The sequence below is a fragment of the Gordonia amicalis genome (genome assembly GCF_022059885.1).
Lineage (GTDB): Bacteria > Actinomycetota > Actinomycetes > Mycobacteriales > Mycobacteriaceae > Gordonia > Gordonia amicalis.
The window spans coordinates 1,897,805-1,917,410 of sequence record NZ_CP091855.1 but is presented as its reverse complement, the minus strand read 5'-3'; the positions used below and the strand labels follow the sequence as shown (position 1 = coordinate 1,917,410).

The 19,606-nt window shown below is 61.6% G+C and carries 16 protein-coding genes, 4 tRNA genes and 1 pseudogene; 6 read left to right on the top strand and 15 right to left on the bottom strand.

The genetic code is table 11. The features are described 5' to 3' along the window. Nucleotides 1-62: 62 nt before the first annotated feature. The gene (locus IHQ52_RS08835; protein ID WP_006435405.1) at nt 63-614 is read right to left on the bottom strand and encodes a YceI family protein; all 552 of its coding nucleotides are present in this window, start codon (nt 612-614) and stop codon (nt 63-65) included. Between the two features lie 126 nt (nt 615-740). Between IHQ52_RS08835 and IHQ52_RS23770 the strand changes: the two are divergent. Beyond that, a pseudogene (locus IHQ52_RS23770) lies at nt 741-1,125 on the top strand (cyclic-phosphate processing receiver domain-containing protein). 97 nt (nt 1,126-1,222) lie between these two features. On the opposite strand, the gene IHQ52_RS08830 reads toward IHQ52_RS23770, so the two are convergent. The 3 genes from IHQ52_RS08830 to IHQ52_RS08820 all read right to left on the bottom strand — a co-directional run bounded on the left by IHQ52_RS08830 (nt 1,223) and on the right by IHQ52_RS08820 (nt 3,260). After that, a complete protein-coding gene (locus tag IHQ52_RS08830) occupies nt 1,223-1,468 on the bottom strand; it encodes a hypothetical protein (protein WP_238064188.1) in 246 nt (81 codons plus the stop codon). 146 nt (nt 1,469-1,614) lie between these two features. After that, nucleotides 1,615-2,217, bottom strand: coding sequence for an NUDIX hydrolase (locus IHQ52_RS08825; RefSeq protein ID WP_024498630.1), 603 nt, complete (start codon nt 2,215-2,217; stop codon nt 1,615-1,617). After that, nucleotides 2,214-3,260, bottom strand: a complete 1,047-nt coding sequence (locus IHQ52_RS08820) for a hypothetical protein (protein WP_006435402.1) — start codon at nt 3,258-3,260, stop codon at nt 2,214-2,216. Before IHQ52_RS08820 ends, IHQ52_RS08825 begins: the two co-directional genes overlap by 4 nt. A 345-nt stretch (nt 3,261-3,605) precedes the next feature. Here IHQ52_RS08820 and IHQ52_RS08815 point away from each other — a divergent pair, with 345 nt between their 5' ends. Then, on the top strand, nt 3,606-4,688 hold the full coding sequence (locus tag IHQ52_RS08815; protein WP_024498629.1) for a tyrosine-type recombinase/integrase: 1,083 nt from the start codon (nt 3,606-3,608) through the stop codon (nt 4,686-4,688). Nucleotides 4,689-4,789: 101 nt separating this feature from the next. Here the strand turns inward: IHQ52_RS08815 and IHQ52_RS08810 are convergent, their stop codons facing one another. From IHQ52_RS08810 to IHQ52_RS08790, 5 genes are all read right to left on the bottom strand, one after another. Next, nucleotides 4,790-5,176 carry a hypothetical protein gene (locus IHQ52_RS08810; protein WP_024498628.1) on the bottom strand — a complete coding sequence of 129 codons (387 nt, stop codon included), beginning with the start codon at nt 5,174-5,176 and terminating at the stop codon, nt 4,790-4,792. After that, nucleotides 5,176-5,805, bottom strand: coding sequence for a nucleotidyltransferase domain-containing protein (locus IHQ52_RS08805; RefSeq protein WP_024498627.1), 630 nt, complete (start codon nt 5,803-5,805; stop codon nt 5,176-5,178). Before IHQ52_RS08805 ends, IHQ52_RS08810 begins: the two co-directional genes overlap by 1 nt. Before the next feature lie 278 nt (nt 5,806-6,083). Next, a tRNA-Phe gene (locus IHQ52_RS08800) sits at nt 6,084-6,160 on the bottom strand. 27 nt (nt 6,161-6,187) lie between these two features. Next, nucleotides 6,188-6,264, bottom strand: a tRNA-Asp gene (locus IHQ52_RS08795). 48 nt (nt 6,265-6,312) lie between these two features. Next, nucleotides 6,313-6,385, bottom strand: a tRNA-Glu gene (locus IHQ52_RS08790). 182 nt (nt 6,386-6,567) lie between these two features. Here IHQ52_RS08790 and IHQ52_RS08785 point away from each other — a divergent pair. Next, a tRNA-Lys gene (locus IHQ52_RS08785) sits at nt 6,568-6,640 on the top strand. A gap of 208 nt (nt 6,641-6,848) precedes the next feature. Here IHQ52_RS08785 and IHQ52_RS08780 read toward each other — a convergent pair. Next, on the bottom strand, nt 6,849-7,190 hold the full coding sequence (locus tag IHQ52_RS08780; protein WP_238064187.1) for a hypothetical protein: 342 nt from the start codon (nt 7,188-7,190) through the stop codon (nt 6,849-6,851). A 306-nt stretch (nt 7,191-7,496) separates the two neighbouring features. Between IHQ52_RS08780 and IHQ52_RS08775 the strand changes: the two genes are divergently transcribed. Together IHQ52_RS08775 and IHQ52_RS23765 are read left to right on the top strand one after the other, a co-directional pair. Next, entirely contained in the window at nt 7,497-8,489 is a 993-nt protein-coding gene (locus IHQ52_RS08775) for an IS481 family transposase (RefSeq protein WP_238064186.1), read from the top strand. A gap of 49 nt (nt 8,490-8,538) precedes the next feature. Further along, nucleotides 8,539-8,808: a hypothetical protein gene (locus tag IHQ52_RS23765; RefSeq protein ID WP_420871241.1), complete on the top strand. Its 270-nt coding sequence runs from the start codon at nt 8,539-8,541 to the stop codon at nt 8,806-8,808. Between the two features lie 258 nt (nt 8,809-9,066). On the opposite strand, the gene IHQ52_RS08765 is transcribed toward IHQ52_RS23765, so the two are convergent. From IHQ52_RS08765 to IHQ52_RS08745, 5 genes are all read right to left on the bottom strand, one after another. Beyond that, nucleotides 9,067-10,506 carry a tyrosine-protein kinase domain-containing protein gene (locus tag IHQ52_RS08765; protein ID WP_238064185.1) on the bottom strand — a complete coding sequence of 480 codons (1,440 nt, stop codon included), beginning with the start codon at nt 10,504-10,506 and terminating at the stop codon, nt 9,067-9,069. Nucleotides 10,507-10,543: 37 nt separating this feature from the next. Beyond that, complete coding sequence (locus IHQ52_RS08760; protein ID WP_338029772.1) at nt 10,544-11,485, bottom strand: polysaccharide pyruvyl transferase family protein; 942 nt, start codon at nt 11,483-11,485, stop codon at nt 10,544-10,546. Between the two features lie 1,599 nt (nt 11,486-13,084). Then, nucleotides 13,085-14,482, bottom strand: a complete 1,398-nt coding sequence (locus IHQ52_RS08755) for an oligosaccharide repeat unit polymerase (protein WP_477190249.1) — start codon at nt 14,480-14,482, stop codon at nt 13,085-13,087. Next, the gene (locus IHQ52_RS08750) at nt 14,479-15,705 is read right to left on the bottom strand and encodes a glycosyltransferase (RefSeq protein ID WP_238064184.1); all 1,227 of its coding nucleotides are present in this window, start codon (nt 15,703-15,705) and stop codon (nt 14,479-14,481) included. The genes IHQ52_RS08755 and IHQ52_RS08750 overlap by 4 nt, the downstream gene beginning before the upstream one ends. Before the next feature lie 237 nt (nt 15,706-15,942). After that, entirely contained in the window at nt 15,943-17,397 is a 1,455-nt protein-coding gene (locus tag IHQ52_RS08745) for a sugar transferase (RefSeq protein WP_238064275.1), read from the bottom strand. 576 nt (nt 17,398-17,973) lie between these two features. Between IHQ52_RS08745 and IHQ52_RS08740 the strand changes: the two genes are divergently transcribed. Next, nucleotides 17,974-19,185 carry a DUF1972 domain-containing protein gene (locus IHQ52_RS08740; protein ID WP_238064183.1) on the top strand — a complete coding sequence of 404 codons (1,212 nt, stop codon included), beginning with the start codon at nt 17,974-17,976 and terminating at the stop codon, nt 19,183-19,185. The last annotated feature ends 421 nt before the right edge of the window (nt 19,186-19,606 follow it).

Below are 19,606 nucleotides of genomic sequence, written 5' to 3'. Positions count from 1 at the left end.
ATGCCGGTCCGTGCACCGTCCGGACTCAGGGGTGTCGAGTCCGGTCGGGGGTGTGCGGGAGATCAGGCCTGGAGAGCCTCGATCTCGAGGGTGATGGTGATCTTGTCGCCGACGACGACGCCGCCACCTTCGAGGGGCATCTCGATGTCGATGCCGAAGTCCTTGCGGTTGATGACGGTCTTGGCGTCGAATCCGGCGACGACGCCCTGGCCCATGCCCGGGTTGGTGCCGTTGTACTCGAGCTCGAGGCTGACCGGCTTGGTGACGCCCTTGAGGGTGAAGTCGCCGTCGAGGATGTAGTCGTCGCCCTTGGCGCGCACGCCGGTGGAGACGAAGGTGGCCGTGGGGAACTGCTCGGCGTCGAAGAAGTCGGCCGACTTGATGTGGCCGTCGCGCTGCTCGTTGTTGGTGTTGATCGAGGTCACGTCGATCTCGGCCTGCACGGCCGGGGTGCCGTCCTCGGCGACGGTGATGGTGCCGGAGAAGGTGTCGAAGGTGCCGCGCACCTTGCTGACCATGAGGTGCTTGACGGAGAAACCGACGGCCGAGTGGACGGCGTCGATGTTCCAGGTGCCGGCGGGGATCGGGGCCTTGACGGTGGTGGCTGCGGTCATGATTGCGTCCTTCCAGACGAGCGAGGTGGTTGGTTCGCGTGGGCCTGGTCGACCCATCGCCACTGTAAACGGCCCTCGGTCCGGTTTTCCCCGGGGCCGACTTTCTCGTGTGAGACACATCACCCGATGGCGGAAGTCGAGTTTGCGGCCCCCATTTTGCGCAGCGTCCACCGCCGGCGGGGTCGATGGCTCTCACTCGCGCGACGCCGAGCGGCCGGCACCAGCCATCTGAGAGGATGGACCGCCATGAAGCTGTGGGTCGATGATCTGCGCACGCCTCCCGACGGTTGGGCGTGGGCGAAGACGAGCGCGGAGGCGATCGGCATGCTGACCGACCATGCCGTGACGGAGCCGTCTCTCGATCACGACCTCGGGGGCCGACGACACGACGCGTCCGGTGGTGTTGTGGATGTGCGAGCACGAGGTATGGCCCGAGGTCGTGCGGGTGCACAGCGCCAACCCCGTGGGTGTCGAGTGGCTGACGGGCATGGTCGACCGCTACCGCCCATGATCCTGACCGCGTGAGGCGCGGCGTCGTGCCCACCTAGGACGTCAACGGTGAGTCACCGGAGCTGATCCCGGCCCCCGGTCTCGGCACTGTGACCGGACTATCCGCGCCCGATGAGAAGCGCGGCCACCATGAAGGCGATCACGACGAGCGAGATCGCGCAGCCCAGCAGCACCTGCTTGCGCGTGGACATCGGCGCGTAGGGGTCGTTGTACTCGTAGCGGTACACGACCTTCGCCGGCTCGGTCGCCGGCGGTTGCGGCGTCGCACTCGGTACCGGAGCCCGGTCCGGTGAGCGGCCGTCGACGGGCGGGTTCGCCGCGTTCGACGAGTTGGCATCTGTCACGCCCGCAATCATGCCCAACCGGCGAGTGACCCGCCAGCCGAATCCGTGTCGTCTGATCGGTGGAAATTCTTGTCGCAGAACGTATCTGAGAACGACACAATCCGGTGGGACGACCGTACGATTCGGTCACAAGGCCCAGAAGGGGTCTATTTCCAGGCGAATACCGGCTGCTCGAACTCGTCGACGCGGGTGTGGCGGTCGCGCAGCACGACTTCGGCGAACTGGTAGATCACCGCCGCGGTGGGCGCGTGCACCAGCGCCTCGACGATGGGCAGCTGGATCACCGGGCGCTCCGACTGCGGGATCGTCAGGAACCGGGGCTGCACGGCGAGTTCCGCGAACGTCACGAAGAACAGCTGCGCCACCTCGGCGGGGTTCGGCGTGGGCTCCTGGTAGTCCTCGGCCCAGCAGACGATGGGGGTGATCACGAAGCCCGAGCGCGTCGGGTAGTCGTCGAGGGTGCCCAGCACCGAGCTGGGCGGCAGCTGCACCCCGAGTTCCTCGTCGAGCTCGCGCAGTCCCGCGGTGATGTGGTCCTCCCCCGGGTCCAGCCGGCCGCCGGGCAGCGCGAACTGGGCGGCGTGGCGCCGCATGGTCGGGGGCCGTTTGCACAGCCAGATCCCCTGCCTGCCGTCTTTCTCGGCCACCGTCAGCACCACGGATGCCGGCCGCGCGCCCGGGACGTCGACCCTGCGGGGTGCGAACCGTTCGACGCGCTCGGCCGCCACGGCCCGTTCGAGGTGAGTCACACCCTCAGTTGATCACGTTTCCCGTCCGACGCCGTGACCGCCTGCCCGAGGTGATAGCTGACCACACTGAGTGCGAATAGGCCGATGCCGAGGTTGAGCACCGCGCCGAAGCCTTCGAGCGCGAAGTCGACGAGGGCGTTGCTCAGCATGAACACCAGCGACGCGATGCGCAGGGTGCGCAGCGGCCAGATCCCGGCCATCCCCCGCCGGCGGGCCAGCATGGCGGGCAACGCCAGCGCCAGCGTCGCGATGCCGCTGAGGAACAGAATCCAGGTGGCGATGCGGTTGTCGGCGAGTTCGATGTAGATGTCGATGTCGTCGAAGCGGTCCTTGGTGAACACGAAGCTGAGCGCGCCGATGACGACGGTGACCGTGGAGAAGGCCACCAGGCTCCAGCCGACGACCGGCACCCAGCGCGGACTGCGGAAGAAGTCGGGGATCAGGCCGACGGCCCGGTCCCGCAGGATCATCAGCCGGTCCGGTGTGCCCTTGCTCGAGTCGAGCAGGCCGCGCACCTGGTCGACGGTGGCGGCGTCGAAGCCCTTGGCGGCGGCCATCTCGAGGAATTCCTCGGCCTGTCGCCGACGACGCTCCGGCAGGCCGTGGGCGACGCCGTCGGCGGCGATCGAGGCCGCGTTGGCGAGGGCTTCGGCACCGGTCGGCGGGGTGAAGTCGCGGACGATGCGGCTGATCAGCAACACCAGCACGACGAGGACGTACATGATCTCCGCCGACGGCCCGTAGAAGTAGTCGTTGTCGCGAGTGACGAACTTGCCGACCTCGTCGAGGAACAGCCCGAAACCGATGCCGCCCAACACCACCGCCGTCACCCGCGCGGTGGCGCCCAGGAACAGCCAGCCGGTGATCAGCGCCAGCATCATCAGCGCACCACCCCACAGGGCGTGGGCGATGTGCAGGGTGCCGCCACCGATCTGCGGGTAGCCGGTCAGGTGCAGGTACAGCCGGGTGATGAGGATCGTGCCGATCGCCAGGATCAGGAACCACTCGACGGCCGCGGTCCCGTAGACGCTGCGGATGAGCACCGACGTGGCGCGATTTCTCATGCAGAGAAGTATGTGGCCACCCGGACCTTCCGGCCGGTGAAAAACGGCGACGGGTCTGTGCCGTGTACGAGGCGGCGTCCGTGGGAGATCCCTCCCCGGCCGGGGTGCCGCCTTCCGGTGATGGGAACCGGACGGCCGCCGGGCGCGTCTCATTGTCGACGACGTCGACGGGCCGGGCACTGCCGCACCCGCCGCGGGCGAGGTGTGCCCCCGACCCCCCGACCCCGCATCCGACCCCGAGGGAGGCACCGCCGTGGACACTGTCGGCGCACCGGCGACGACACCCCCGCGGCCGCACCGGCTGCGACGAGCTCGTCGGCGCCGATGAGCATCACCAAGTACCGGACGGGGTCGGGTGAGCTGCGCTGGCGGGTGCAGTGGCGGCTGCCCGACCGGCGGACCCGGAGCAAGACGTTCGGCACGCGGCGCGAGGCGCAGGCCTTCGAGGCCGAGGTGATCGCCGCCCGCAACCGGGGTGTGGTGTTCGACCCGCATCGCGGCGACGCGTTCACCGTCGCCGCGGTCTATGCGTCCTGGCTGGCCACCCGCCAGGACGTGACCCCGAAGGTCCGGCGGGGTTTCGAGGACAACTGGCGGCTGTACGTGCAGCCGCAGTTCGGGGCGTGGCCGGTGACCCGGGTGGACCGGGCGTCGATCCAGACGTGGGTGAACGCGATGGACTGTGCGCCGCGCACCAAAAGGTGGCGGCATTCGCTGCTGCGGATGATCCTGGCGCACGCCGTGCTCGAGGGTCTGCTGGTGAAGAACCCGGCCGAGGTGACGGTGTTTCCGCCGCTGGTGCCGGCCGAGCACCTCTACCTCACCCACGCCGAGGTCGACGAGCTCGCCGGGCGGTGCGGCGCGCAGGGTGACATCGTGCGCATCCTGGCCTACACCGGGCTGCGCTGGGGTGAGCTGACCGGGCTGAACGTGGCCGACGTCGATCTGGTCCGCCGCCGGATCTCGGTGCGGCGGTCGATGACCCAGGTCGGCGGGCGACTGGTGACCGGCACCCCGAAGAGCCGCGCCGGGCTGCGGACCGTGCCCATCCCGGGGTCCGTGGTGGCGGTGCTGGCCGCCCGGATCGGTGGACGTGCCCGCACCGCCCCGGCGGTCACCTCACCGCGCGGGGCGCGGCTGAGCCGGGAGAACTGGGTGCGCGCGGTGCGGTGGCGTGAGCAGGTCACCGCGCTGGGCTACCCGGCACTGCGGGTGCACGATCTGCGCCACACCTATGCGAGTCTGGCCCGCGCGGCCGGCGCGGATCTGCGTCTGCTGCAGGTGGCGATGGGGCACGCGTCGATCACGGTGACCGCCCACACCTATGCCGACCTGTTCGACGGCGAGCTCGACGCGGTGGCCGCGGCGCTCGATGCGCGCCTCACCGCGATCCGCTCCGACCGGTGACAACCCCTACCGCGCGGCAATTCCCCTCGTCCCAGCCAGATCCCAGCTCTCCGCGTCGCCATGCGGGTCCGCACCCGCGCGCCCACGACACGAACAGCGAACTACCCGCGGGCGGCCACGGCCTTCTTGGCTGCCTCGAGCAGGTGCTCCGCCGCGCGGCTCATCTTCGTCAACTCCGCGGCGGCGAGGTTCTGATGCGTGTAGGCCGCTTTGTTCTTCAGGTTGAGGAGGATGTTCAGATACCGCTCGGATCCCCTGTCTGCCCGCTTGAGCAACGCGACGGCCTCGCTGTGGTTCCCGGTGTTGGAGTGCACGCCGAGCCGCACGCAGCAGATCACGTCCGAGGCTGCGATACCTGCATCCACGTAGAGGTCCCCGGCTGCGTTGGGCATCTCCGGTCCGAGATGGTCGGCGGCCGCGAAGAACTCGGTCGCCTTGGCCATTCGCCCGGCCGTGACCGCGGCGTCACAGTTCCGCTGTCCCGCCATCAGGACCTCCTCGCCGGGCGCAGCTGCGCGGTGAACCAGGCCCGTGTCCCCGCAACGGTCAGGCCCTGTTTCGACACGTCGTCGAGCAGAGGCTCACCGGCGGCGACCGCGGCGCGCAACTCGTCCTCCGTGTACTCGATGATCCGGCCGTCGTTGCCAGTCCACGCGGTGACCAGACGAGCGAGCTCGGTGACCCGCTGGTCCCACCCGTCGTCCTCAGAGTCGGTGGCGCGCACCAGGAACACGTCGATGTCGCTGTCCAGCCTCATCCGCCCGGTCGCCGCCGACCCGAACACCGCGGCGTACCGGAGCGACCCCTCCCACTCGGTGAGATGCTGTTCGAGGCGATGCAGGAACGTCGAGTTCAGCCGCGACAGCGCCATGATCGGCTGGGCCGCGAGATGCTCGGTGTTGAGGCGGTAGGTATGGGTCCGACCCACTTCATCGTGCAGCACCACGCCCTGTGCGCTGAGCCGGTTGAGGACCTTGCGGATGCCTTCGCCTGATGCGGTGCCGAGGATGCGCTGGACCTGGCTGATCGTGAACGTGACATCAGCGCTCGCCAGAACCGCGAGCACGTCGCCGTCCAGGGTCGGCGTCACCGTGGCGAACGGCTTGTTGAGCTGCATGACCAACCCCTTCTCCAACGAAAGTTAGAGTAACACAACTATAGTTGGAGAACGGCTGGATGGCCACGCGGCTCGTCCCGGATGGACCAACCGTAGGCAGCGCCGTCAGCCGGGAGGACGTCGCCGGACTCCATCACGGACTGGGCAGATAGACCACCGAGAACCCGCACCGACAGCCGGCCCCCCATCGGCCAGTGACCCACGCCGTGGGCACCCACCCCGGCCCCGATGCCGGAACACGAAAAAACCTCCCGGGTGAACCGGGAGGTTTTTGATCGTGGTGGCCAGAGTCGGGATCGAACCGACGACCTTCCGCTTTTCAGGCGGACGCTCGTACCAACTGAGCTACCTGGCCAGACGGTGTCGGTGGATACCGAAACCTTGGCGACCCTGACGGGACTCGAACCCGCGACCTCCGCCGTGACAGGGCGGCGCGCTAACCAACTGCGCCACAGGGCCTTGTTAAATTATGCTGTCCGACCCTCGTTGCCGAGTTTCGTCCAGGCGTACCCCCTACGGGATTCGAACCCGCGCTACCGCCTTGAAAGGGCGGCGTCCTAGGCCGCTAGACGAAGGGGGCCGGTCTCGCTTCTCCGCTGGGAGCTCGCATAGCTTATGACAGGTTTCGAGCAAACCACAAATCGTGTGGTCAGGGGCAGAAAACGGCCGTTTTGGGCACCAGCTCGCGACACGCCTGGAGGGCCCCGTTCAGGCCCGCACAACAGGCTGTAAACTCATCGACGCCCCGGCTCGCCGGGGTACGCCCCTATAGCTCAGTTGGTAGAGCTACGGACTTTTAATCCGCAGGTCCCAGGTTCGAGCCCTGGTGGGGGCACTCATCATTCCCCCCCCCGTCAGGCCCCGGCCCGGCGGGGTTTACGACGCATCAGTCGCGTCACAGAGCTGGATCAATCTGGTCGACACCGAACTCGACATGTCCGGTCATGCGCCGAGACGCAGACCGTGCCGACCAAGTCGGCACTCGGCGAGCGCTTATGACCCGATGTTGTTGCCCTCCACCGCCTACGCGTCGGGCGCTCTGGTCATGCTCTGGGCCCCCGGGTCAACGGACCCGGCACCCGCAAGACCTCGGGCACCTCGGGCACCTCGGGCACCTCGGGCACCTCGGGCACCTCGGGTGGGAGCCTCCCCGCGACGAAGCGGGCTGTGTGGACGGCCACCAGTGGCGGCGTGTCGTCGTGGGATGAGTTCGAAGGCAAGCCGCCGGTCATGGCCGACGGAAGCAACGCGACACAGCGCGACGCGGCACCGGCGCGATCGGCAATCGGTGGGATCGGTCCGACCGAGGTCTCCGCAGCCATCGCCCCGCCGGCACCCTGGCCGCCGCCGTCACCACCAACCTCGCCGGACGTGATCTCGTCCAAGGCTCCGACCCCACGTCGCCCGCGAGTATCCCATGAACTACGTCGACGTCACCCGCGAGCTGTCCGCCCGGTTCGTCTGCGGCACCCGAGCCGACGGCACGCATGAGGTGAGTCGTCGACATCAAATAGTGACGCACCAGCCAGGCATGGCTTTGCCTACACCACATTCGTTACCGACGCGTGTACCTCGATGATCGTGGCTAGCTGTACTAACCACGGACGTTAGGTACGGCGTGGCGGGATGACATGACGAAGACCTCCGAGTGAAGTGCGAACTGCCTAGGCAAGCACCACTCGGAGGTCTTCGTGTCCCACCGTAACGCCCCACTGACCGAACTGCGTCGCCTACGTCATGCTCGATATGTCGTGGAGGATGGTTGGTCGATTCGCCGTGCCGCTGAACGCTTTCAGGTCGCCCCGACCACCGCCCAACGCTGGGCCCGCCGCTACCGCGAACACGGGCCGGCCGGGATGGTCGATCGCAGCACCCGCCCGCATTGCAGCCCCAATCGGACACCAACCCGCACCGAACGACGCATCATCAAAGTCCGCGTCCTACGCCGCTGGGGACCAGCCCGAATCGCCTACCTACTCGGTCTGAACCCTTCCACTGTGCACCGGGTGCTGTCCCGCTACGGCCTGGCTCGTTTGCGCTGGCTGGACCGTCCGACCGGGCGCGTGATCCGCCGTATTACGGCTGATCACCCGGGTGAGTTGGTGCATGTCGACGTCAAGAAACTTGGCAAGATCCCTGCCGGCGGTGGCTGGCGCAAACTCGGCCGCACCGCCGGACGCCGTAACAGCCGAGCCGACAAGAGCAGCGGGAAGCAGAACAAGTACCGCAACCCCGTGCGCGGCTATCACTTCCTGCACACCGCCATCGATGCCCACTCACGGTTGGCGTACTCGGAGATCCTGACCGATGAACGCAAAGAGACCGCCGCTGAGTTCTGGCTGCGTGCCCAGCAGTGGTTTGCCGAGTGCGGTATAGACGTGCGGAAAGTATTGACCGACAACGGTTCCTGCTACAAGTCGCATGTATCCGCCGGCGCATTCGGGCCATCGATCATCCACCGTCGAACCCGGCCGTATCGGCCGCAAACCAACGGCAAGGTCGAACGGGTTCACCGCACCCTGGCCGACGAATGGGCCTACGACCGGCTCTACACCAGCGATACCGAACGCTGCGCACAGTTCCCGATCTGGCTGCATCACTACAATCACCACCGCGGTCACACAGCACTCGGAGGACAACCACCAGCCAGCCGCGTACCCAACCTCTCGGGTCAGTACAGCTAGCACGTCGCTCGACCGTACGCACCGAGCAACTACCTCTGCAGGTTTCAACATGCTGCGTGGCAGGAGAATACCGATCTGTCCAGGTCTCACTGTTCCGAGCGGCTCGCTTACCTTCACCGACCGGCTGATCGGCTTCGGTATCACTCCCTCGGTCGGCACCGTCGGCGACTCCTATGACAACGCAATCACCGAGAGCGTCAACGCTTCCTACAAGACCGAGCTGATCCGCGAGGGCCAACCCTGGCGCACCGTCCGTCGAGCAGGTCGAGTTGGTCACCTGCGAATGGGTCTGGTGGTACAACCCGCAACGCCTCCATGAGACTATCGACTACCAGCCACAGCAGAGTTCGAGGCCGCCCCGCACACGCCTAAGTCATTGCGAGCCAGCCGCCCCTGCCCTCGCACCCCCCACTTAGGAACTAAACCTTGGGGCACCTCAGCCGAACTGCGGAGTCCGATTTGAAAAAAAACACGACTACAGCCCGCCCCCAAGACCTGGGGGCGGGCTATTTCGCTATGGCCGCGAAGCTTGCGACCTCAGCAGCTCCGGGTTTCGTCGCTAGCAGCTCGGGACTTCCTAGGAAACGGACGACCTGGACGGGCCACTCTTCGAGAGAAGCTTGGCATCCGCAGAATAATAACTGTACTGGCCTTCCCTCCGATTCACACTCACACCGTTCAGCACAACACCCAATATGGCTACACGAGAAGCTCTTAGCTGTGTCAATGCGGATTCAAGCTCCTCCCTGCGCGTCAATTCCGCGCGAACGACAACGATCGCCCCGTCCACCCACTGAGACACCACGACCGCATCCGTAACAGGAAGGACGGGGGGTGAGTCGAGAATGACATAGTCATACAACGTTCCCAGTTCACTAACCAGCTGCCCCATCCGGCGTGACCCGAGTAGTTCAGCTGGGTTAGGCGGTAACGCTCCTGACGTCAGGATGTCCAGTCCGGGCACAGTACTCGTTTGCAGGAGATCGCCAACACTCGCAGCGTCGCGCAGATAGTCAGTGAGGCCTACACTCGCGTTCAGACCAGACAGGCGCGAGGCAACAGCAGGCCTTCGCAGATCTGCGTCAACGAGAACAACCTTCTTGCCGAGGTCCGCCAGTGAAGCTGCCAGGTTCAGTGATGTGGTGGTCTTTCCCTCACTCTGAGACGGACTAGATACCAGAATGGTTCGGACAGAGTTATCTACGTTCGCGAAGGTAAGATTGGTCCGAATCTTACGGTACTGCTCAGCAGTACCAGTTAGTCCACCGTGAAAATCAATAATATCAGCGTTAACGAGCGCATCGTCCGCAGAAACAACACCCAAGGCGCCCGCCCCAAAGATCGCTTCAACATCCTCACTGCTGCGGATCTGGGTTCCGAATCTCATCCGGGCCAAGATGACCACGAGCGCAGCGGCTAACCCAACAACAAAGCCGATCAACACATTCTGTTTCACACGAGGAGACACAGGTTCCGTCTCGACAGTACCTGGAGTTACAACGGTCATTTTGGCGAGCGGCTCCCCCCCAAGCGACGGAGTCTCGAGAGTGGTGACATATGACGCCATCGCCTTTGCAACGGCATTGACCAGGGTCGCTGCGATCAACGGATCCTCGTCGGTCGCCTTAATTGACAACAACACTGTCTGGGGCGTTGCACTAGCGACGATGGCTTCCTTGGCCTCTTCCGCTGTAATCGGCAATGGCGCGGACTGCAACGCCTCCTCAATAATTGCATCCGAGGTTACGAGGCGCGCATACGACGCGACTCGCTGCTGCGACGCCAGCGAACCTTGATACGCAGACTGGCTGTCTCCGTCGCTACCTGAGGTCACATACATCGTGGCGCTCGATGAGTAAAGTGGAGTCATCGCGAAGCTAACGACACATCCCGCAATAGCGCCTAGAAGCCCGCCTATTACAACAATCCACCACCCCGCGCGTACCTCGTCGGCAAAGGAGTGAAGCGAATCAAATCTGCGTCCGCCATCCTGCTGAAAAGTGCTTTCCACATCCATCCGAACCTCCATTAGGAACTAAGGGAATAGCTTGCAATTAAACTGATGCGATTTCAGCATCGATAAGCTGCGTGCGATACCGCGACGCAGATTCGCGAAACCGCCGGAAGTCCGCGTTAACCAACCTTCCAGCGAGCGCGGAAATTTCTGAGGATTCAGAAGTAATCGGGATCACATACTCGCCCAAGTCAAGATCACGCATGAGCGAGAAATGCTTCTCCTCGTACGCAAGCATACCGACCCGCGCGCCAGCACAAAGAGCAGCGATGCCAGCGTGCATACGCGCCGATATCACTACGGACGCACGCTCACACAGAACGCAGACGTCATCGAAGGATGTCAGGGAACTGATCTGAACATCAGGCACATCACATTCACTTAGCTGATTCTTCAACAAATTCGCCACGTCGAGGTCGCCGCCCACACTAGTGCCCGATAAGGAAGTGTGCATCGTGACGATAGAAATCGGTGTCGGAAGGTCTCGCTCTTTAACCGCCAACGCGACTCCACGGACTAGTCTGGCGACGGCCTCCCCACCAAGATAGTCGCTACCTACCAAAGCTACGACAGTTAGGTCCCGCGGCTGAGACGACTCCCTATGGTTCGCGAAAGCCAAGTCCGGTACCAGTTCGCTGGGAATCCCACACCTTCTCAGGGAAGACAGACTTGCCGAGTCACGAACCCGCCACTTCACCCTACGACCTAGAAGACGTGCGACAAAGCGAAGTTTCCGGGACTCAATCTCGCAGCTTATAGGCATGGTTTCGACGCCTAGGCCCATGCGACCAGCCCACCACCAAGTCCATAGCGTCATTACAGTTTCTTTTTGATATTGATCGCCTAGGTAACCGCCCCCCACAGCCAGCACCCTTGAAGAATTTAAGTACTCTTCCGCAACCTTCGGCGCTAGTCCAAATCTGCACGCTGCTTCACTCGCACTCCGCCTAGCGCCATATGGAAGCCAGGCTATCGTCGACATCACCAGAACTTGGAAGGCCCACACACTTAAGGTCCAGACACTCCCGATCCTAGGACCCTTTAGCAACCGTAGTCTCGGGAACAGCCGATCCTGCACAGGAACGCAAAGGTGACCTGTGAACGAATCAGGGTCGACCGCCAGGCATCGCACGTCGGAACTACCACGCAAGGCGTATTCAACACTGCGCCTAACCAATTCGAGATCTCCAATATTTGAAGCACTATATGCTTCCGTGACCAGTGTCCGGTTCACCTCATACATGAGCGATTCCGCCTTTGTGTGTTTGTTCGAGCATCGCCAATGAGAGAAAGAAGATGGATGCGGCAATACACGATCCGAGAAGAGAGCCAATCGCCGCACCTTGGGCTCCGCCCATGACCGCACCTACAGTGCCACAAGTCAGCGTGACCGGTACCGAGAGCAACCGCGACCTGACTAGCACTCTCCCCGCGGACAGGGACTTCATCGCGAGGCTGCAAAGTACCGTCAGGGTTATGGGCGCCAACGACAGAACTACCCAGGGCAGCACGGGTGCGACCACACTCCAGCTCGCCCCCATAAGCCGACTGCCAATACGCTCAGGCAAGGACGCAGCAGCGAAAGCGCACGCAACCGTGCCAAAGCAGATGACTCCTGATACCAGAAGAAGCTGACGCGACCGCGCTCCTGCTGAAGTCGACCACTTCCTCAGCACCACAGCCGGCAGACTCTGCAGCGCAACCCTGGCTGGCCCTACCAACGCATCTGACCCGCGTAAGGCTGCGGCCCCGCCCACGCCGGACACTGCAGTGGCTACGTACAAGGTGCTTTGGAGAGACAAGATGCCCAGAAGATAGTCAACACCAAAAGGTCTTCGCAGCGCTTTATACCGGCTAACCGAGTTCTCCCCATCAGGAAATCTGGACCGCAGAACTAGCCAACCTACGAGACAAGGACCCGCAAGTGCCGCCAAGCCCCATGTGCAAATGACATGCCAGTATGTGGACTCAATGAAAGCTGTCGTAGCGATCAACAAAGAGATCTGTGCGCCTCCGCTTATTAGATCCGAAATCAGCATGCACACGGAGCTGCGCGATACATAAAGCAGATACCTGACGCCGTCCTGGACGAACGGCCCCAAGACGCTGAGTCCGCACACGGCGCCAACGAGCGCACTGGCGTCGAATACACTGATTACGGCGAGGCAAACCCCGGCTCCGGTAACGACGCCGAAGGCAAGACTTGTAAAGAAGGCGCGTCGAATTAAGGACACGCCAGCAGTTTGGTCACCAGTGACAACCATCAGCGGCTCAGCCACTGAGGCACGTTGAAGACCCACGGCCAGAATCACCGCAGTGTATAGCAGGACGAAGATGCCGAAGTCGTCAAGCGCCAGACTTCGGGCCGCGAGGATCGTCGTTGCAAAACCCGAACAACTGTAAGCGATCTGATCGAGGACGACTGCGGCCCGCTGCAGCGCCGGCCTTACGGACCTGGTGCGCGCCCGCTCGTCCGACACTTCGCATCCAGTACCGTCGCCAAGTGTCCGTTTCACCGCGTCCTGCTCGGCGGATGTAGCGGGGGAAGCTGAAAAGCTATCCGTGTCGTTTCCCGTCTCCATCAACAACTCGCAACAGGAGAATGAAGGTTCTTCCCGCTCTGCTTCGGTTCGGGGCTCGTCGTATGCATAGCGCTTCGCATCGCGAATCTGGACACTAACAGGGTCGATAGAATCAGCCAGGTGACCGTGAGCGTCACGTTGCCGATTCCTCCCCGCACAGAGACGAATATGTAATAACTACCAATCAGGCCGACGATTAACAGGATATAGCTGGTAGTGCCGCGAGCTACCGCATGAAATATCGCCGCAAGAAGACCGATCACCATCATCCCGACGAATATTCCCGCGGTACCGAAATTCACGTAGAATTCGCCAACAAGAGTCGGAGGAAGACCGCCGCCGGCGAACCCCTGTCCAGCCGCTTGTTTGAGCTTAAAGTCGAACGGTTCAAGGCTACTTCCAGGAACCAACGCCAAGAAATTCCAAATAAAAGACTTCCCATGCTGGTACGGCATGCTGTACGGGACGATATCAAATACAGTCGCGAGGTTACGCGCAAATGCGTCGAAGTAGGTTGACAGATAAACCCGCGTCGCGCCCAAATAGTCCGAAGATGCCACCAGTTGGTACGTAGCATAATTAGTCAGGTTGGAAGACTGCACACGATACAAGCCTACTGCTACCGCACCAAGTACTGCGGCCGCTCCCGCCCCGAAGATAACGGGGGTACGGATTGGCTTGATATAGTGCTGAATTAGCAGAGTTAGAACCACAAAGGCGAACACAGTGTTTCGCCATCCCGTACTCGCCAGCAATAACACTGTCAGAATGAACAGAATCCATCGCGTCCCTGAAGAGACCGGTGAACGCGGCGCAAGCATGAGCCAGTAACCAACCATCATCAAGAACGACATATAGAAAGGCACTCCCGAACCGGTAAGCGCTGTTAGTCTTGCGTTTTCTAGATCTGCGGCGAATACAGGGATACCACCAGCACGTACCCAGTAGGCAAGCATTGCCACAACACCGAGCCCATACGTCAGGTACAGAACTCCTGGCCGAAGGTGACATGACTCGAGTCGCCGTGCCTTCATCCTTGGTAGGCGCCCAGTCGTACGGACTGTGATTATCCCGGCCCCCAGATAATAACCCGTCATTCCGACCGTTAGCGCCCAGGTCACTTGATAAGCAGAACTTTCCAAGTCGGCCGCCGCGAGTAGTGCGGGAGCACTACCGAAAACGACGCCAACCGTCACGGGGAGCAGCACATACGGAGAAACTATGTCAATAGGCTCGCCATATATCCTCGCTCCAAGAAGGTAGAGAACCGGAACCAGGAAGGATTCCAGAAGAAATATAGTATACAGCAGCTCCTGATCACCGAATGTTAAAGATACGACGAGCCCCGCAAATCCTACAATCGCCGCAAGAAATCCGACGAACCGGAACGGACTCATACGCTCGCCCCAGCTAGCTCAAAAGCCCTCACTAGATTCTGCGACCACTTCTCTTCGGTCCATTCGTCTCCGGCATATCTCCTTGCCCGCGCGCTCCGTGACTGAGCTCCCCTCTCATCTGAGGCCACGGCCGAAAGCGTATTCGCGAGCGCCTCCGCATCCCCGGGCGGGACCAAGAATCCGCGATTATCCTCGAGCTGGTCTACCATCCCTCCGACCGAGCTTGCAATGACCGGTACGTCGTTTGCGATCGCCTCGAATACCACCAGCGGGCTGACTTCGTGCCATATCGAAGGCACGATCAGCGCGCGTGACGACCGCATCAAGTCGGCCACTCGGTCCCGTTCAATTGTTCCAGCGAACTCTACGTTCGCACCCAATTCGGCTGCGAGTTCTTCAAGGTCTTGCCTGCTTCTGCCATCACCGGCGATTGTCAACTTCTGATCCGCAGCTGCTACGGCCCGAATTAGAATATCGACGCCTTTTTCCGGCACAAGCCTTCCAAGGTAGAGGAATCGCGCAGTTGAGGATGGTGCAGGTCGTACAGTGCCCAGTTTCACAGGATGGGGTACGCGAATAAGTCGATCGGGATCGACCCCGGCCCGGATCGCCGACCTCCGCTGCAGGCTGTTCAGAATTGTAACCGCCCCTGGCAGTCGATAACTCCGACGTAGCCTAGTTGCAACGGCTTCGAGTGAGAGCGCCGCTCCCGCAGTGGCGCTTCCGCTCCAGCACTTTTCGACCACGGGGTTATACGCGAATCCCATCGATTGGTCTAGACACTTTGTGCAGATCTGACCGGTTCTCTCAGAAAATAGCCGGTAGTTGGGACAAACTATTTTATAGTCGTGAAGACTCAGCACAGTAGGAATACCTGCCGTATGCAACTCATTTAGTAATGACATACCCAATTGATGGTAAATATGCAGCACATAGGCAGCGTCCGGCTTCTCAGTTTCTATTAGCTCCCTAAGAGCGCGCCTCGAGTCCGCGGAACGGACCGCTCGGTCCGTTCCTTCAATTGACTGCTTCAACGACGTACCGCGAAGTTCTACCGACTTCGGAAAATGATCGAGATAGTCATTTGGCGCAGTTTCGTCCTCACGCATTGCGAAAGGAATAACGGTGTGCCCACGCTGCCTTAGCCATGATTCGACCTCGAAAGCATGAACCTCAACGCCGCCAGCGTGACGCCAGTACTTATTCAGAAGAAGAATCTTCACCGCGCTCCATACCTTCACACTTGGAACAAACAATCGCCACTCTTTGAAAGGTGCCCTGCCCTTCGTCGACGCGACGCTCCTCACTCTATAAGGGCGAGTGCCCGATACCGTCGACTCCGGGTTCGAGGTTTGCTAGACGCACACACGCTGTGCTCACGCCAGATTTGGCTAGCGGACCTCCGCCTACACCAACCCAATAGGGCTTGCGGGTTGGCTGGGTGACATCTTTTGTCACCGCTAGTACGCTCCCTCCTTCGCGAAGACTGCGTAGACGGTCTTCCACAGGATGAGCGCGTCCTGCATGATCGACCAGTTTTCAACGTAGGAAAGATCAAGCCGGACCGATTCTTCCCATGAAAGGTCCGAGCGTCCCGATACCTGCCACAGCCCGGTCATCCCAGGCTTGACGAGCATTCTGCGTGCAACTCGGCCGTCGTATTGCTCAACCTCGGAGGATAGCGGCGGTCGAGGACCGACCAAGCTCATGGTGCCGCCGAGCACATTCAACAACTGCGGCAATTCGTCCAAACTGTACCTACGAATGAATGATCCGACCCGAGTGACCCTAGGATCATCACGTAGCTTGAACAGCAGACCTGCACCTTCGTCGACAGCGCGTAGCTCCGCCTTCAGTTGGTCAGCATTCACCACCATCGAGCGGAACTTCCACATTTTGAATGGCTTGTTGTTGATGCCAACCCTTGTCGCCCGGTAGAAAACCGGGCCACTAGAATCGAGCTTCACGGCCACCGCGATAGCGACGAATATGGGCGCAAGAGCTAGAAGAATGACCACCGCCCCGATTCTGTCGACCGCGGCCTTCAAGAACTTGTTCGCGCCTTCGTAACGAGGCTTGTCAATGTGGAGAAGAGGCAGCCCTGCCACCGGCCTGACCATCATCCGTGGCCCGGCAACGTCTGTGACCCCAGGTGAAACGACCATATCCACGTCGAGCCCTTCGAGATCCCATGACAACGCTTGCATCGCTTGGTGCCCAAGAGCTTCGGCTGATGTAACTGCGACAGTCGTAGCACCCGACTCTCGAACCGCTAGATACACGTCATCGAAGGTCCCGACTATCGGCACCCTGAGGTCCTTCACGACGACCGGTCCGCCATGCTGTCTACCGCTCGGAACACATAGTCCGACAACTTGGAACCCTAGTTCAGGCTTTTCTATTAGTCGTTCAATTACCGGGGAGGCCGACGCCGAGCTCCCGACAACCAACACTCGTTCGAGGTTGTGAGAGAGTATGCGCTGGCGAGACAGGCGCCGGCGCCACAACCACCTTGAGCTTAGGAGTCCGAGAGTTCCGAGCGGAAACGCGAGCGCCAGGAAGCCTCTTGCTATGTTCAGACGAAACAGTAGATCCATCATCGCCAGGGCGCCGAAGACCGTCAAGCTAGCGCTCAACACTCGGCTGTACTCCTGCGAACCCGAACCGATCACCCTCCGGTCGACTGTCTGAAATGCGCGCAGGCTAATCAGCCACGCAGCGCCTAGTGCCACCGAGACCACGCCTGCCGGTACACGCGTCGCCCCGTTAGGTACCAGCACGTCGTCAGCGCCAAACCTGACTAACTGCGCAAGCACCACCGCAAATACGACAATTACGGCATCAGACCATGCCAGCCTTGTTAGGTATGAATGCACCCACGACCGAGAGCGGTGAGGTAGTCGCTCGTTGTCCAAAACCGGCCGACCAGCGAGCGGTGTACCAAGCGCACTGCTACGGCGGTTGAAGCCGTCGTTGTCGTAGGCATCGATCTGTGGCACCTCGCCTGCCTTCCGAAGAATCTGCTACAAGGAGTTAGCTAGCCTAAATTCTTTGGGCTAAGAAGTGGGTAGTGCAAATTGCGAGCCCATATTCCGCATCGAACTGTGCGGACCGGACCCGTCGAGGGTATTTCAGGCGATCCTTTCACACAACTTGAGAATGCATTTTGGTCCGGGCGGTCGGCGCCGTACCACAGGGCGGCCGTCCTGGCGGGCGCCACCCTCTGCGGTGGTGTACGATCTGCGCGCATCCGACATTCGGTGTCGGTTGCTTGCACCCGAAATGGCTGTCCGACTGGATCTTTCGAGATCATGGCGCTCACCCAGGGCCGCATACCTAAGACCTACTCGCCAAGGCTGCACACTCAACGCCTGCGAGTTGGGATTTGAGCAAATGCATCTGGAGTTAACCTTCCTATTAACTCCACGCTGCTGCATACTCCACCAGGATCTTAAACCTCAGCGCCGGAGACGACACCCGACAGAGCCAAAATGACGATTGTCAGTCATAATCGTCAGATGCGTGAATTGAGCCGGCCTGACAAGACTCCACTTCATATCGCACTGATGGGAACCCGCGGGGTGCCGGCGGCATATGGCGGGTTTGAAACTGCCGTTGAGGAAATTGGTAAGCGACTGGCATCATCTGGGCATCGCGTGACTGTCTACTGCCGCGGAGGGAACGCAACGGATAGTACGTACCTTGGGATGGACCGAGTCCAGCTTCCCGCCGTGCACAAGAAGTCGCTAGAGACGCTCAGCCACACTGCGCTCTCGGTGGGACACTCTTTGCGACACCGTCCTGACGTTGCGTTCGTTTTCAACGCAGCGAATTCGCCGTTTCTACCCGCACTTCGTGCGCTGCGCGTACCTGTGGCCTTGCATATGGACGGTCTTGAGTGGCGCAGAAGCAAGTGGGGACCCGTTGGTAAGAAGTTCTACAGGACGGCCGAGTTGTTCGGAGTTCGAACCGCCGACGCGCTCATTGCAGACTCACCTGGAATCGCGGAATACTACAGTCATCAGTTTGGCGCAGAGACCGAGTTGATTAAGTACGGTGCGCCCCAGCTGGTGCATGCCGACGATATCGGAGTGCGGGAACTTGGGCTCAGCCCCGGTGCGTACCACCTGGTGGTCGCCCGGTTCGAGCCTGAGAACCACGTCCGTGAGATTGTGGCTGGTTATACGAAGTCCAAGTCTTCACTTCCGCTCGTTGTTGTAGGTTCGGCCCCTTACGCAGAGGACTACACGAACGAGATCCAGCTGATTGCCGAGAATGACGACCGTATCCACCTACTCGGAGCGGTGTATGATCAGGACCTTCTCGACGCGCTGTACTTCCATGCTTTCACTTACGTGCACGGGCACTCTGTAGGTGGTACCAACCCTTCGCTTTTGCGCGCAATCGCCGCTGGCACAGCCGTCGTCGCGTTCGACGTGTCGTTCAACAAAGCAGTTGTGGACAGCCAGGGATGGTTCTTCCGCAACCCCGACGACGTCGCGTCGGCGCTCGAATCAGCAGAAGCAGCGCCGGAGAGGGTCGAGAAGATCTCTCGGTTTGTACGCGAGCACGCGGCACGCAACTACACGTGGGACGAAGTTGCTGAGCAATACAGCAATCTGGCCCTCCGGCTTCACTCGGGCGAAAGCGCACGGCCGAACCACAAGAAGGCGCGCCGCAACGTACGTAGCTGGGATGGCTAGACAGGGGCCGACACCGTCACATCGCGCGTCGACTAGCATTCGGTCGTGGACTCGCCACTTTCGGCAGCCCGTGGAGCGGGCCTGCCATCTAGACGGACCTTCCTCCGCGCGAGCTGCATTGCGCTGAGTTCGACGCTAGTTTTCGGCTGCAGCACAGAACGGAGTGGGCCACCGTCTCAATTTCGTTCTCCTTCTTGGGGGGCGTTTCTCCCGACGATTACTGGAACCCCGGCAGGGCCTAGTTCGCCGGTCGAACGTCTTAAAGTTCTGGCGGGTTCCCAAGCCGCCTACCTGCACATCTTCTGCGCAGTCGGCGACACCCTGCCCGTCGCCGAGCTTAACGCGATACGTGCTGCCGACGCGACCCCAGTGGTCACACTCGAACCTTGGGAGCCGACTGCAGGCTCAGATCAACCTCTCT